Below are 14,442 nucleotides of genomic sequence, written 5' to 3' on the forward strand. Positions count from 1 at the left end.
ACGTACTTACTAGGGCAATCGAAATTTGGGATAACGCTTCGCTTTCCGGCGGATTTGTAACTTGCTATATTAAATATAGTTATACTCTTGTATTTTTATTTTGTTGATGGTAAAATTCGAACATAAGTATAATTTCATATTGATTTATCCTTCGGGGTTGGGTGAAATTCCCTACCGGCGGTGTTGCCGTATTTATAGATCATACTAATGAATATAATATGGCTTAGTCCGTGACCCATATGCTGATGAAGTTGGCATATGGTTGACCTAGTGAGAATCTAGGACCGACAGTATAGTCTGGATGGGAGAAGGAGAGCAACTTACGCAATTCACTTCAGTGATCGCGTATCGTAACATAATAAATAAGGCACCGATGTACGTGACTGATTTCACAATATATACACAATGATGTTTTTCTTTGTTATCTGTGGAATATTTGTTGACTGATTTCATAGCTTTATTTTTGTGTACTCTTATAATTCTCACAACTAACCCCTGTATCGGATGAATGCATTTCATCTGTTGCGGGGTATTTTTGATTTTTTTTGCAGTGTATTGATGTGAGTATGGTGTATAGAAGGATGAGGTGAAGTAACCATTGGAAATTATGAATGATGAGTTTTACATGACACTCGCACTGGATATGGCAGAACGAGCTCAAGGACAGACTCATATAAATCCAGTCGTGGGTTGCGTTGTCGTAAAGGACGGGGTCATGGTAGGTATAGGGACGCATTTAGAGCTTGGAACCCCACATGCAGAGGTCCATGCATTGAATATGGCTGGCGAGAAGGCATTAGGGAGTACCGTCTATGTGACCTTGGAACCATGTAGCCATTATGGAGCAACACCGCCTTGTAGTGAACGTTTGATACGAGATGGTGTCCATCGGGTCGTTATCGCATCTCAAGACCCTAATGCCCAGGTAGCAGGCAAAGGGATCGCTATGCTACGTGATCATGGGATTGAGGTTGAAGTTGGATTACTTCAAGATCGTGCACTGAAACTAAATGAGAAATTCATTAAATATATTACAACAGGGATTCCATTCATTACATTAAAGACTGCCAGCACATTAGATGGCAAGATTGCTTCCAAAACAGGAGATAGTAAATGGATTTCCAACGAAGTTGCGCGTGAACAGGTACATACACTCCGTCATCGTCATCAAGGCATTATGGTTGGGGTGGAGACAGTTATAATGGATAATCCCCATTTGACAACACGCCTAGCAACGGGAGGGTTGAACCCGATACGAATTATTGTGGATTCACAGTTACGCACGCCATTAGAATCTAATATTGTGAATGATGGGTTAGCGCAAAGTATCATATTAACTACTGGGCAGATGGATGTTGCGAAGGCAGAACAGCTTAAGCAAGCGGGTGTCATTGTACTTGTTTGTGGTGAAGGTCCTCGAGTAGATCTATCCATAGCGATGGTAGAGCTTGGTGCAATGAAGATAGGCTCAATTCTTCTCGAAGGAGGAGGAACCTTGAATGGTGCCATGCTTGCGGCTAAATTAGTTGATCGAATTATACTTTATTTTGCTCCTAAAATTGTAGGTGGCTTGAACTCCCCTAGTAGTTTTTCTTTTGAGGGAAGCGAATGGATGAAGGATGCTGTTAGATTAGAATCTATGGAAGTAGAGCAATTGGGAGATAATCTTCGTATTAGTGGCATACCTGTGTGGTCCTAATCGGCTGGAAGGGAGGTTATACAATGTTTACAGGGTTAGTTGAAGAGATAGGTACACTTCGAGGAATTACACGAAGTGGAGAAGCAATGGTGCTACAGCTTACGGCATCCATCATTATGGATGATCTAAAGATTGGAGATAGTGTGTCTGTGAATGGGGTATGTCTTACAGCAACCTCAATCGATAGTCAATCATTTTCCGTTGACGTTATGCCTGAAACATATCGTAATAGCAACCTGAAAGATCTCCAGATGGGAAGTAAGGTAAATTTAGAGCGTGCGATGATTGCTAATGGACGCTTTGGCGGGCATATCGTTCAGGGGCATGTTGATGGCATCGGGACAATCCATCATGTGACTAAGAATCAGAATGCCGTTGTATATGAGATTACACCAGCAAGTTCGAATATTCTCAAATTTATTATTCCAAAGGGTTCTATAACGCTTGATGGCATCAGTCTCACTGTTATCCATACGAGTGGAAATACATTTCAAGTATCGATTATTCCGCATACGTTGGCTCAGACCGTTCTACATTATAAGCGGGCTGGAGATACGGTGAATATTGAATGTGATGTGCTCGGTAAATATGTAGATCATTTGCTTCATTATAAATCTTCAGGAAAGCAAGATGAGGGTAAACACTCAGGAATAAACATGGAATCCTTAGCTCGAAATGGATTTGTGTAATTTTAGGAGGAAATGAATATGGAGAAAGACATTATTTTTGATCCAATTGAAGAAGCCATCTATGATCTGATGCGTGGAAAGGTCATTATCGTCGTAGATGATGAAGACCGAGAGAACGAAGGGGATTTCATTGCCCTTGCTGAAAAGGCAACCCCAGAAGTAATCAATTTCATGATTAGTCAAGGCCGTGGATTGGTATGCTTGCCGATCACCCAAGAACGCGCTGATGAATTAGATTTGAGACCGATGGTTGAACACAATACGGATAATCATGGAACTGCTTTTACAGTATCTATTGACCATAAAGATACTACAACGGGAATATCTGCTAATGAGCGTTCATTAACCGTGAAGGCTATTATGGACCCAAATGCAACTAGAGAAGACTTCCGTAGACCGGGGCATATGTTCCCATTAATTGCTAAAAAGGGTGGCGTTCTTCGTCGTTCAGGCCATACGGAGGCAGCAGTAGATTTGGCTCGTATGTGTGGATCATATCCAGCAGCTGTCATCTGTGAGATTATCAAGGAAGACGGTACGATGGCTCGATTACCAGATCTGGTTACGATCGCTCGCGAACAGGATTTGAAGCTTATTAATATTAAGGAATTGATTCATTATCGTAATGATAAGGAAAGATTAGTTAATCGTGAAGTTTCGGTACGTATGCCAACCGATTTCGGTGAATTCCAGGCGATTGCATATACCAACGAAGTGGATGACAAAGAGCATCTTGCATTGGTTAAGGGAGAGATTGACCCGAGTAAGCCCGTACTTGTGCGTGTGCATTCCGAATGTTTGACGGGGGATGTATTTCACTCTCATCGTTGCGATTGTGGACCTCAGTTTGCGGCAGCGCTTCGCCAAATAGAAGCTGAAGGTAGTGGTGTTCTACTCTACATGCGTCAGGAAGGTCGAGGCATTGGTCTGCTTAACAAATTGAAAGCTTATAAATTGCAAGAGGAAGGTTTTGACACAGTCGATGCTAACCTGAAGTTAGGTTTCCCAGCTGATCTACGAGATTACGGCATTGGAGCACAGATTCTGAAGGATCTGGGTGTACGTCAGATTAAACTGCTTACCAATAATCCTCGTAAAATAAAAGGATTAGAAGGGTACGGACTCGAAGTTGTTGAACGGGTTCCTATTCAAATGGAAGAGAATAAGGATAACACACGTTATTTGCATACGAAGCAGGCAAAACTAGGTCATCTAATGAAATTTGATGATATTGAGCAAGATGAAGATTTAAAACGATAAGTTCGAGTTCATAAAGTCAGCTGTTCGAACAACCTATATAATATAAATTGAGGGGAAGATGAGTTATTATGGCACATTATTTTGAAGGTAATTTAGTATCCGAGGGATTGAAATATGGTATAGTTGTAGGTCGTTTCAATGAATTTATTACAAGTAAGCTACTTAATGGAGCGCTTGATGCATTGAAGAGACATGGTGTACAAGATAATGAGATTGATGTTGCATGGGTACCAGGTGTATTCGAGATTCCACTTATTGCTCAAAAAATGGCGGATAGTGGGAAATACGATGCTGTTATTACATTAGGTACTGTGATTCGGGGATCAACATCTCATTATGACATCGTATGTAATGAAGTAGCAAAAGGGGTAGCCGCTATTAACTTGAAGAGTGGTATTCCAACGATATTCGGAGTCGTAACTACTGAGAATATCGAACAGGCCATCGAACGTGCGGGAACAAAAGTAGGTAACAAAGGATATGACTCAGCGATCTCGGCTATTGAAATGGCAAACTTGACGAAACTGTTTAAATAGTGCTTATTTAATATAGTACCCTTAAATTAAGGGTACTATATTTTTGATTATGGTTGGTTGGAGGAACATATCGTGTCTGTATTATATAAGCTGGAAACATTTGAAGGCCCGCTGGATTTACTTCTACATTTGATTGATAAAGCGGAAATCGACATCCAGGATATCCCCGTGACGGAGATTACAGAGCAGTATATGAGTTATTTGATGAATATGCAGGAACTTGAACTGGAAGTTACGAGCGAGTTTCTCGTGATGGCAGCAACGTTATTATCAATTAAGAGTAAATTGTTGCTTCCTAAACCACCCATCATAGAATTTGATGATTTCGATTTCTATGAGGAGGATGATTATGATCCGAGGGTGGAATTGATACAGAAGCTTATAGAGTATCGTAAATACAAAGGGATTGCCGAGCATCTTCATGAACGTGAGTGGGACAGAAGTCTAATGTTTTCAAAAGAACCAGAGGATTTAGCGACATGGATGCCCACCGTATCTGTGAATCCTGTTCTGGGATTACATACTTCAGATTTAGTCGCGGCTTTTCAGAAGGCCTTACGTAAGGTAGTTAAACGTAACTCTTATTCTCGAATCCACAGAGATGAGATTACGGTCAAGGGCCGCATTCGCGATGTTGTCGAAGCTCTACAACATGGGGGTAAAGGTAGTAAACTACTATTCTCCAAACTACTGCATGAGGATATGGTGCGTCATGAAATTGTGGTGACGTTCCTAGCTATTCTAGAATTAATGAAGATGAAGCAAATATTGTGTTATCAGGAGAGACTATTCGATGACATTGTCATGGAATGGAGAGGGGAAGAAGAACTACATGGAATACCCGAAATTGAAATCGATTATTGAGGGGCTTCTTTTTCTAGCAGGAGACGAAGGCCTTAGTGTAAAGCAAATTGCTGAAATTGTTGAGCAACGTAATGAGTTAGTAAAAGATGCATTGGAAGAAATGAAGGATGATTTCATACGACAACAGCGCGGATTACAATTGATCCAGATTGCTGGTAACTATCAGCTGGCAACGCACCAAGAGCATGCAGAATATTTTGAGAAATTAGCTTATTCTCCTGCTCGTGTGTCACTTTCACAAGCTGCGCTTGAGACGCTCTCGATTGTGGCATATCGCCAACCGATTACACGTGTGGAGATCGAGGAAATTCGTGGAGTCAAGTCTGAACGTGCTATTCATACACTCGTCAATAAGGATTTGATTGAAGAGAAAGGGCGAGCGGAGGCTGTTGGACGACCTATCCTATATGGTACAACGAACTCATTTCTGGATTACTTTGGATTGGCGCACTTACAGGACTTGCCAGAACCCTCTCTTTTTGAGAATAAGGACAATCTTGAAGAAGAGACGCAAATGCTCTTTGATCGACTAGATGGGCGTCAATTGACATTGGATGATGTTAAAGATTCATAGAATAAGATGAATAGTGGTGGATTTAGAGGGCAAATTTGCAACTAACCTTGATGACTACTACTGGAAGTTGGCTGGCGTGTAGGTGATCTACTACATAAATTCCTTAACGAAGGACGCCGATCGGTTTTTTTCTTGAAATAGCAGGTCGAGGTGTTTAACCTTGACCTGCTATTTCGCATTCACTTTCCCGGAATGATTCCCATGAATAATTGCCATACTAAGAACAAAGATCAATTTCGCAGATACATGGGGGTTAATACGTGTGGATTGTTACGATAATTGTCATTGTAATCTTACTACTCATCGCAGTTATTCTTGTCTCCAAGATTAAAGCAGATGTATGGGTGAGGAAGACAGGGAAAGATGATGAAGTAGTATTCAAAATTAAGATGCTATATGGATTAATCCGACTTCATTATGAATTGCCTATGTTAAAGATTGAGAACTTGGAAAAGGGTATTGAGATAGAAGTTGATAAGAGCAAGAATATTGGTCAAGAAAAAGAGGCGCATAATGATAGCCAAATTGATAAACGAAAAGTAGATCATTGGTTGAACGTCTCTCATCAAATTCTAGAGGCGACGGAGTCACTAAAAGTGTGGTTGGAAGTGACATTGTCTCGATTGTCTATTTCTAAGTTTGAATGGTCAACGCATTTTTGTGCCGGAGATGCTGCATATACTGCAATCGCATCGGGCATGGTATGGAGTGCTAAGACATTCATTGTGGGGTGGTTGTCACATCATGTGCAACTGAAGAAATCTCCGCGATTATTTGTTGTACCTACATATGATGATCATCCGCATTTTACCAGTGAGGTGTCTTGCATAGTCCAAATCTCTTGCGGATACGCTATATATGCAGGCTTGGTACTTATCTTACGCGTGCTGAAGGTGAAAGGAGGAGTTAAAAAATGGAGGACCATCCTATCAAAGGATTAATGCAAACGGCAATGGAAAATCTTAAAAGTATGGTGGATGTAAATACCATTGTTGGGGACCCAGTACAAACCCCAGATGGTAGTGTGATTCTGCCTATAAGTAGAGTTGGGTTTGGTTTTGCGGCTGGGGGTAGTGATTTTCATGTGGAGGGTAGTACGAAAAGTTCAGGAACTTCGGCTAACGATCATCAAGAATCAAAAAAACTACCCTTTGGTGGAGGTACGGGTGGAGGAGTATCCATTCGTCCGATCGCATTTCTAGTTGTAGGTAAAGATGGTGTGTATATTTTACCACTTGATACTCAAACCCATATCCAAGAGAAAGTGATCGACATGATTCCATATGTGATGGAGAAGATCCAATCCATATGCCAGAAGAAGGATACGAAGAATAACAACAATGTAGGTTCATCTACAACGACAGTACCTGTTCGGGACGCATCAGATCACACTGTTCTTTAACTATCCTTCGACCCTCTTCCAGATCTTAACGGAAGGGGGTTATTTGTTTGCCTCTAAATAAGTAAACAGGGACATACCTATTTACTGAAAAGCATATACTTGTACAAGATTCCCTAGAACTAGGTCGGAGGAATGTAAAACATGAACGAAAAACTGAAATATATGGTAGCAGTATGGACGATCCTATTTGTAGCATTAATTGGTTTTAACAATGTGAATGCTTCTCCAATGCAGAAGGAGATCCCTGCATTATCAACTCATGCGCAGGCAGCAGCGTTAATCGATGTCACTTCTGGGCGGATACTCTATTCTAAACAGGGCGATGATGAGCTTCGAATTGCTAGCTTAACCAAGATCATGACAGCTATTGTGGCTATTGAACAGGGGCAGTTTAACAAGCCGGTTCAGGTTAGTAAGAATGCCTACGGTAAAGAAGGATCATCCATATATTTGAAGCTTGGAGAGCAAATGACGCTTGAGAATATGCTTTATGGACTGATGCTCCGTTCAGGTAATGATGCAGCAACAGCGATTGCAGAACATGTTGGTGGGTCAGAAGAAGGGTTTGTATATTTGATGAACGCAAAAGCGATTGAATTAGAACTGAAGCATACTCATTTCATGAATCCTCATGGTTTGGATGCTGAGGGGCATTATTCTTCTGCCAATGATTTAGCGAAATTAACCGTGTATGCAATGCATAATCCAATTTTCAAGGAAATTGTCAAGACTCCCGTAAAAAAAGCTCCAAATCCAACCGAATCCTGGGACTATAAGTGGGATAACAAAAATAAGATGCTTCGCTTCTACGAGGGTGCGGATGGTGTAAAAACGGGCTATACCAAAAAGGCACTTCGCTGTCTTGTTAGTTCTGCTACGAGAAATGGACAACAATTGGTTACAGTAACTATAAATGATGGTGATGACTGGAACGACCATCGGAAGATGCTTGATTATGGATTTACAAACTATCCGCTTGTGGAGATGCTTAAACGTGGGCAGAAAGTTGACGGGCACGAACTTGTCGTTAGTCAATCGTTCTCATATCCAACTGCAGAAGGAGAGCAAAGCTCAATAACCAATCGACTCGTCTTAACAGAGCAAAGAGATTCAGGTGTGGATCTTTCTTTTGGACTACGAGGTAGGATTGAGATCGTAAAAGATAATGCGATTGTAGGAAAAGTACCCGTGTATTCTTCGGGAAGTCAACTTCCGGAAAAGGTTGAAGCGACAAAGGATGTCATGCTACAAAATGTTGAGAATCGCAGACATTCAAATACTTGGTTGTATTCCTTGGAGAAGGTGTTTAGGGAGTTATTGTTTGTTTACTAATATGTGATCCAAAGCTGATTTTTAAACAACTTCTATTAGAGATGGTATGAACTGGGAGGTATATGGGATGATCAATGCAATATGGCTTGCACTTATTCTAATTGGATTTGGATTCGCGGCTGTGTCAGGCAATATTGAGGTGGTTACAACAGCGGCTTTTGACGGGGCTAAGACAGGCGTGAGTGTCTGTTTTGGATTAATAAGTGTTCTCGTATTCTGGATGGGTATGATGCGAATTGCTGAAGACTCGGGGCTTCTGAACAAAATTGCAAAGATACTAAGTCCCATCGTGAGTTTCTTGTTTCCAGATGTACCACGTGATCACCCGGCGCTGGGCTATATACTTTCTAATATGAGTGCTAATCTACTTGGACTTGGGAATGCGGCTACACCTATGGGAATTAAGGCAATGCAAGAGCTCCAATCGCTTAATCCCGACAAAGATGTAGCAAGTCCTGCAATGTGTACGTTACTAGCTTTAAATACAGCAAGTATTACACTCATACCGACTACGCTTATCGCTATTCGAATGAATTATAATTCAGCGAGTCCAACGGACATTGTTGGAACTACCTTGGTAGCGACGGCTATTGCTACAATAGCTGCAGTTGTGGCGGATAGATGGTGTAGAAGATGGTATCTTCATAAAGATCGTACCCCCCCGTTGAAAGGCACTCATTCAAAGCCGGGCGTGAAAGGATGATGGTCAGTGCTCTCATTTATTAATCTGATATCTTCGTGGGCGATACCCTTAATTATCGCCTTTATTCCTTTATTTGCTTTTACACGGAAGGTACCTGTCTATGAATCTTTCATTGATGGAGCAAAAGATGGATTCACGACAGCTATTCAAATTATTCCGCATCTTGTTGGAATGATGGTAGCGATCAGCGTATTCCGAGCATCGGGAGCACTAGACTTCTTTGTGGGTTGGACGGGCTCGTTCCTTCATGCTCTAGGTGTTCCGAGTGAGATTATTCCATTAGGAATTCTTCGGCCACTAACAGGCACAGGCTCTCTTGCATTCGCAACGGATTTAATTCGAGTTCATGGACCTGACTCTATGATTGGACGAATGGCCTCAACAATACAAGGAAGTACAGATACAACATTATATGTACTGACTGTATATATGGGGGCCGTTGGTATTCGTAATGGGCGTTATGCACTAAAAGTTGGATTGTTCTCAGATGCTGTAGGCTTTATTGCTGCCATAGCGGTGTGCCTAGTTTTTTTTGGATAGTGAAATAGTCCAATCCCATTTATCTCACACTTCATACGCTATAGCATTCCGCGCTGTCTAGTAGAATGAGGTGAGTAAATGTCATATGAAGGATTCATGATTCATGATTCATCATGTTCCTCAATTAAAGGAAACGGGTACGACTTTTGTATTAGAAAGGATGCCTCCGTCATAGTCACCCCCTTGGTTACTGATTCAGAGTACATTCATATTTTCTTGGAAGGACGCTTCAATCAGGGCTATGAGTTGATGTCGGCGAATGCGAAACATCAACTTTTTGCGGCTAGTAAACTCATTACGGAGCTCTCCAGGTTATATCAAATTTCCCCTTTTTATCTTCAACCACATTCCCAAGTCTGCCCAGGTTCACATTTTCCATGGAATCAACTTGTGATTTTACCTGCTGATATGTATCATTAGCATGAGGTGAATTATTGATAATGGAAAGATTACAGAAAATATTAGCTCAAGCAGGGGTCGCATCAAGACGTAAGTGTGAAGATTTAATCGTGGCAGGTAAAGTGGAAGTTAACGGAGAGGTCGTAACTACACTGGGAACAAAGGCGGATCCCGCCCAAGATATCATTACGGTAAGTGGAAAACCTATTCACAATGAGAAAAAGGTCTACATCGTAATGAACAAACCGAAAGGTGTTATCACTAGTGCATCTGATCCTGAGGGTCGAAAGATTGTTTCGGATTATTTAAGAGATGTTAAAGAAAGAGTATATCCTGTGGGCAGATTAGATTATGACACAGAAGGTCTGATTATACTAACAAATGATGGAGAATTTGCTAATTTGCTTACACATCCCAAACACCATGTGCCAAAAACTTATATGGCGACAGTGAAAGGGGTGCCACACGGATCAGATCTGGACAAGCTAAAGGCAGGGATCATGCTTGAAGATGGAATGACAGCTCCAGCAGAAGTTGAATACAAGGATATTGATACTGCAAAGAAAGAATCAACGATTTCCATTACGATATATGAAGGTCGTAATCGTCAAGTTCGGAGAATGTTTGAAGCGATATCGCATCCTGTTATTAAGCTGAAGAGAATTGCCTTTGGTGATCTGCTACTACAGAATCTGAAACGGGGATTATTCCGCCATTTAACGAAAAAGGAAATTGAAGATTTAATGAAATTGGCAAAATCCCCTAAATTACCGAAAAAGTAATGATAAAGGTCACATAAATTTCAAAAACTACTGTCACATTTATGACAAAGTTAGTTATAATTATTCATAGGATGTTCACATGGAATGAAATAGTTATGATTAATGTCATAGAGGAGGTTTTGAAATTGGGTAAGTCGAGAAAAAAAGTTCAGGTTGTTATTTTGCTTCTGATTCTCATTCTCGGGGGATATGCCATCATCTCCAATGTATATGGATCAGAAGGAAAACCTGAGGTAGGTAGTAGTACCCCCTCCTTTAATCTATTAGGATTGGATGGTAAGGTTCACAACCTTGATGAATATAAAGGGAATGCTATGGTCATTAATTTCTGGGGAACATGGTGTAAGCCATGTGTGAAGGAAATGCCTGCACTACAAGCGCAATCTGAGAAGTGGAAGGACAAGAATGTCGTTGTGATTGGTATTAATGCGGGTGAAGATCTCATGTCTGTGGAGAATTTTGTGAAACAGACCAAAATTAGCTTTCCGATCCTACTGGATCCCAACAGAGAAGCTGTTAGGAGCTATGGAATCTCTCCGTTACCCACAACGTTTTTCGTATCTTCGGCTGGGGTTGTTAGGAATATTCGTTCTGGAGAACTTGATCTAGGTACTCTAGATTATGAAATCGAACAGTTGGTGAATACCCGATGATCCAAGAATTATTATCATTTCAGAATACGAAGTGTGAATGTGGTCATCAAAACCCTGTTGGAACAGTTCTATGTGAAGCTTGTGGTAAGCCCTTAAGTAAGGAAGATCAAGAATCTACACAATTGTTAGAGATGAGATATGATGGGATGGCTCGTCGTTCCCAACGTAGTAGACCCAATTATATTGATCGCATTTGGAATTTCTTTAGTTCGGTAAAGATCGCCGTATATATGATTATTCTTACTTTGCTTGGTTCGATGCTTGGAACGATCTTCCCACAGGAGAGTACGTTCTTAAATATTGATCCAGCGAAGTATTATCCAGCGACATATGGAACGGCTGGAACGATTTATTATAAGTTAGGCTTATCACATACGTATGAGTCATGGTGGTTTGTCTTACTGCTTGTCATGATTGGTGCTTCGCTCGTCATTTGTAGTCTAGATCGTGTGTTGCCCTTATACAAGGCACTTTCGAAACGAAAGATTCGCAAGCATATGCAGTTTATGACTCGACAGCAAGTCGTGTATCAGACAGAATTAGAGGACAATAACGGAGAAGAATGGATTAATAGGATTGTGGTACCTCTTAAGAAAAAGGGCTATCGTGTACATACCGATGGAAGTGCTTTACTAGCAGAGAAACAGCGCTTTAGTCGATGGGGACCCTATGTTATTCATATTGGATTAATTATTTTCTTACTGGCGATACTTGCTCGTGGACTTCCTGGCTTAAATATGGATGAGCATTTATCTTTTCCTGAAGGAGAGATCGTACCCATTCCAGGCACATCTTACTATTTAGAGAATGATAAATTTACTGTAGAGTACTACACAGAAGATGACCTCCCTGATGAATTTAAGGGAAAAGGGAAAATACTCCCTAAATTATTTGAAACGCAAGCGATTCTGTATGAATGTACCTCGGATTGCAATGACCCGTCTAAGGAACCTGTGCTTGTCGAAGTAGACCGTCATCCGATTCAAGTGAATGATCCTTTGAATTATAAGGGGCTCATGGCGTATCAATTCGATTTTGACATGACACCGATTTTAAGATCCGTTACACCATCTTTAGTTGAGACTAAGACTGGTGAAATACTAGGTCAGTTCAAATTGGATATTCGTGATCCAGAGCGGAGTTATCAAGTAGGGAAGTACAATCTTAAACTAGTAGAGAGATATATGGACTTCGGGATGAATGAACGTGGAGAGCCGATTTCGATATCTCCAACTGCAAATGCCCCAGCATTTCTATTTGTGATGAAGGGTCCTAATTTACCAGAAGAGGGCATTAACTATTTTTATTTCCCTAAACAGGTGGATAAGCAACGATTCCAGCAAGATATTATTAATCAGAAACTAGCTGGAGAATATAATACACTCGAATTGGACGTGCAAGGCATGAGTAACGTAGACTTCTCCATGTCGACAACGTATTTAAACATACGGATAGATAAAGTGATGCCATTTATTTGGGTAAGCTCTGCAATCATTATGCTTGGACTAATTCTCGGGTTCTACTGGCAGCATCGTCGGATCTGGATCCGTATCGATGAAAGGGCGTTAACTCTAGCGGGGCACACGAACAAGAATTGGTTCGGCATCCGGAGGGAAATTGAAGCACTCTTACGAACAATGAATATTGAAGTGGATGAAAAGTCCCTAGATAATGGAGGAAATCGAGCATGAGTCGTTTAGATGTCAGCAGTATATTTTTCACTATTGCGTTCTTGGTATATTCTTTAGCATTCATAATGTACGGAATAGCTATTATGGGACGTAATTGGAGAAATCGTGATCCGATATTGCATACGAAGAAATGGGGAAAAATCTCATTCTGGGCGTCCTCTTTGGGATTAGCTGCTCATTTGATTTATTTCTTCTTCCGCTGGGCTGGTTCAGGGCACATCCCTGTCAGTAATATGTTTGAGTTCATGTCTACTCTAGCTATGATGATTATGATCGCTTACACTATTATATATCTCATATATAGAAAAATAGTTTTGGGACTTTTCTCTGTTCCTATTGCGATACTTATTATGGCGTACGCCGCTGTATTTCCGCAGGAAGTTCAACCGCTAATTCCATCGCTTCAACACTGGTGGTTGGCAGTTCATGTAACGATGGCTGCATTGGGTGAATCATTCTTTGCGATTGGTTTCGCGGCTGGATTTATGTATTTGCTTCGAACGGTTGACTTCAATAGTCATGATAAGAAAGAACGGCGCCAACAGCGTGGTGTAGAATTTACGTTCTTTTCTATCATTATCCTTATTGGCTTTATTATTGCTACTTTTGCTTTCCGGGCAGGTGGATATGAATCCGTATTTACACAAGAACAAGCTGTTAATAGTAAAGATGCGACGACGACGATTTCCCGTGTGGAGTATAAGTTACCTCCCATTGTATCGCCGCATGATAGTTCGGTAGAGAGTTATCAATCCTTCCTTGGGATGGATGCTCCTTTATTTGAGGCACCGTCGTGGATGAATGGAATTAATGCTGGTAGAAAGCTGAATACGGTTATTTGGGCAGTATTAGCGGGTATCATACTATATGCATTAGTCCGACTTATTCTTCGCAAATCGATTGGAAAGGCTGTTCAACCTTTACTCAAAGGGTTTGATCCAGATGATCTTGATGAGATTACGTACCGTTCAATCGCTATCGGTTTTCCAATCTTTACTCTGGGGGCGCTCATCTTTGCAATGATGTGGGCTCAAATTGCATGGGGACGTTTCTGGGGCTGGGATCCGAAGGAAGTATGGGCGCTCATCACATGGTTGTTCTATAGTGCCTATCTACATTTAAGATTGTCACGTGGATGGCAAGGACGTAAGTCTGCTTGGCTTGCTGTTTTAGGCTTTATTATCGTTATGTTTACTCTGGTAGGAGTTAATCTAATTATCGCCGGTTTACACTCCTATGCAGGCACGGACTGAGTCATTTCTCACAGATTGAATGGTCCTTTTGAGATCCGTTTCACATTTGATGTTGAATGTTGAAA

Annotated in this window: 15 protein-coding genes and 1 riboswitch; all 15 genes read left to right on the plus strand. The window is 41.1% G+C overall.

The window, feature by feature from the left end; genetic code table 11:
* Positions 1-143: 143 nt before the first annotated feature.
* Positions 144-317: riboswitch (FMN riboswitch) on the plus strand.
* 281 nt (positions 318-598) lie between these two features.
* The 15 genes from ribD (at position 599) to ccsA (ending at position 14,377) form a co-directional block, all read left to right on the plus strand.
* On the plus strand, positions 599-1,699 hold the full coding sequence (gene ribD / locus AC1TO8_RS07600) for a bifunctional diaminohydroxyphosphoribosylaminopyrimidine deaminase/5-amino-6-(5-phosphoribosylamino)uracil reductase RibD (RefSeq protein WP_482054978.1): 1,101 nt from the start codon (positions 599-601) through the stop codon (positions 1,697-1,699).
* Positions 1,700-1,722: 23 nt separating this feature from the next.
* Positions 1,723-2,388, plus strand: coding sequence for a riboflavin synthase (locus AC1TO8_RS07605; protein WP_482054979.1), 666 nt, complete (start codon positions 1,723-1,725; stop codon positions 2,386-2,388).
* Between the two features lie 18 nt (positions 2,389-2,406).
* The gene (locus AC1TO8_RS07610) at positions 2,407-3,648 is read left to right on the plus strand and encodes a bifunctional 3,4-dihydroxy-2-butanone-4-phosphate synthase/GTP cyclohydrolase II (protein ID WP_482054980.1); all 1,242 of its coding nucleotides are present in this window, start codon (positions 2,407-2,409) and stop codon (positions 3,646-3,648) included.
* A gap of 68 nt (positions 3,649-3,716) precedes the next feature.
* Positions 3,717-4,184, plus strand: a complete 468-nt coding sequence (gene ribH / locus AC1TO8_RS07615) for a 6,7-dimethyl-8-ribityllumazine synthase (protein WP_482054981.1) — start codon at positions 3,717-3,719, stop codon at positions 4,182-4,184.
* Between the two features lie 69 nt (positions 4,185-4,253).
* Positions 4,254-5,048 (plus strand): segregation and condensation protein A, encoded by a 795-nt coding sequence (locus tag AC1TO8_RS07620; RefSeq protein WP_482055254.1) that lies wholly within the window; start codon positions 4,254-4,256, stop codon positions 5,046-5,048.
* Positions 5,017-5,622 (plus strand): SMC-Scp complex subunit ScpB, encoded by a 606-nt coding sequence (gene scpB, locus AC1TO8_RS07625; protein ID WP_482054982.1) that lies wholly within the window; start codon positions 5,017-5,019, stop codon positions 5,620-5,622. The genes AC1TO8_RS07620 and scpB overlap by 32 nt, the downstream gene beginning before the upstream one ends.
* A 260-nt stretch (positions 5,623-5,882) precedes the next feature.
* On the plus strand, positions 5,883-6,563 hold the full coding sequence (locus AC1TO8_RS07630) for a DUF2953 domain-containing protein (protein WP_482054983.1): 681 nt from the start codon (positions 5,883-5,885) through the stop codon (positions 6,561-6,563).
* Entirely contained in the window at positions 6,536-7,024 is a 489-nt protein-coding gene (ytfJ, locus tag AC1TO8_RS07635) for a GerW family sporulation protein (protein ID WP_482054984.1), read from the plus strand. The genes AC1TO8_RS07630 and ytfJ overlap by 28 nt, the downstream gene beginning before the upstream one ends.
* A gap of 228 nt (positions 7,025-7,252) precedes the next feature.
* Complete coding sequence (locus AC1TO8_RS07640) at positions 7,253-8,356, plus strand: D-alanyl-D-alanine carboxypeptidase family protein (protein WP_482055255.1); 1,104 nt, start codon at positions 7,253-7,255, stop codon at positions 8,354-8,356.
* 67 nt (positions 8,357-8,423) lie between these two features.
* Positions 8,424-9,059 (plus strand): nucleoside recognition domain-containing protein, encoded by a 636-nt coding sequence (locus tag AC1TO8_RS07645; RefSeq protein ID WP_482054985.1) that lies wholly within the window; start codon positions 8,424-8,426, stop codon positions 9,057-9,059.
* Between the two features lie 6 nt (positions 9,060-9,065).
* Positions 9,066-9,599, plus strand: a complete 534-nt coding sequence (locus tag AC1TO8_RS07650) for a spore maturation protein (RefSeq protein WP_482054986.1) — start codon at positions 9,066-9,068, stop codon at positions 9,597-9,599.
* 440 nt (positions 9,600-10,039) lie between these two features.
* Entirely contained in the window at positions 10,040-10,780 is a 741-nt protein-coding gene (locus tag AC1TO8_RS07655; protein ID WP_482054987.1) for a pseudouridine synthase, read from the plus strand.
* 125 nt (positions 10,781-10,905) lie between these two features.
* On the plus strand, positions 10,906-11,433 hold the full coding sequence (locus AC1TO8_RS07660) for a redoxin domain-containing protein (protein ID WP_482054988.1): 528 nt from the start codon (positions 10,906-10,908) through the stop codon (positions 11,431-11,433).
* On the plus strand, positions 11,430-13,124 hold the full coding sequence (resB, locus tag AC1TO8_RS07665; RefSeq protein ID WP_482054989.1) for a cytochrome c biogenesis protein ResB: 1,695 nt from the start codon (positions 11,430-11,432) through the stop codon (positions 13,122-13,124). Before AC1TO8_RS07660 ends, resB begins: the two co-directional genes overlap by 4 nt.
* The gene (gene ccsA, locus AC1TO8_RS07670; RefSeq protein ID WP_482054990.1) at positions 13,121-14,377 is read left to right on the plus strand and encodes a cytochrome c biogenesis protein CcsA; all 1,257 of its coding nucleotides are present in this window, start codon (positions 13,121-13,123) and stop codon (positions 14,375-14,377) included. Before resB ends, ccsA begins: the two co-directional genes overlap by 4 nt.
* Positions 14,378-14,442 lie beyond the last annotated feature (65 nt).

This window comes from Paenibacillus sp. Y859, from assembly GCF_056786405.1.

Excerpts from the sequence above, each read along its gene's own strand:
- ccsA (WP_482054990.1), top strand. The coding sequence starts at position 13,121 with ATGAGTCGTTTAGATGTCAGCAGTATATTTTTCACTATTGCGTTCTTG.
- scpB (WP_482054982.1), top strand. The coding sequence starts at position 5,017 with ATGGAATACCCGAAATTGAAATCGATTATTGAGGGGCTTCTTTTTCTA.
- AC1TO8_RS07640 (WP_482055255.1), top strand. The coding sequence starts at position 7,253 with ATGCAGAAGGAGATCCCTGCATTATCAACTCATGCGCAGGCAGCAGCG.
- AC1TO8_RS07655 (WP_482054987.1), top strand. The coding sequence starts at position 10,040 with ATGGAAAGATTACAGAAAATATTAGCTCAAGCAGGGGTCGCATCAAGA.
- AC1TO8_RS07610 (WP_482054980.1), top strand. The coding sequence starts at position 2,407 with ATGGAGAAAGACATTATTTTTGATCCAATTGAAGAAGCCATCTATGAT.
- AC1TO8_RS07605 (WP_482054979.1), top strand. The coding sequence starts at position 1,723 with ATGTTTACAGGGTTAGTTGAAGAGATAGGTACACTTCGAGGAATTACA.
- ytfJ (WP_482054984.1), top strand. The coding sequence starts at position 6,536 with ATGGAGGACCATCCTATCAAAGGATTAATGCAAACGGCAATGGAAAAT.
- resB (WP_482054989.1), top strand. The coding sequence starts at position 11,430 with ATGATCCAAGAATTATTATCATTTCAGAATACGAAGTGTGAATGTGGT.
- AC1TO8_RS07645 (WP_482054985.1), top strand. The coding sequence starts at position 8,424 with ATGATCAATGCAATATGGCTTGCACTTATTCTAATTGGATTTGGATTC.
- ribH (WP_482054981.1), top strand. The coding sequence starts at position 3,717 with ATGGCACATTATTTTGAAGGTAATTTAGTATCCGAGGGATTGAAATAT.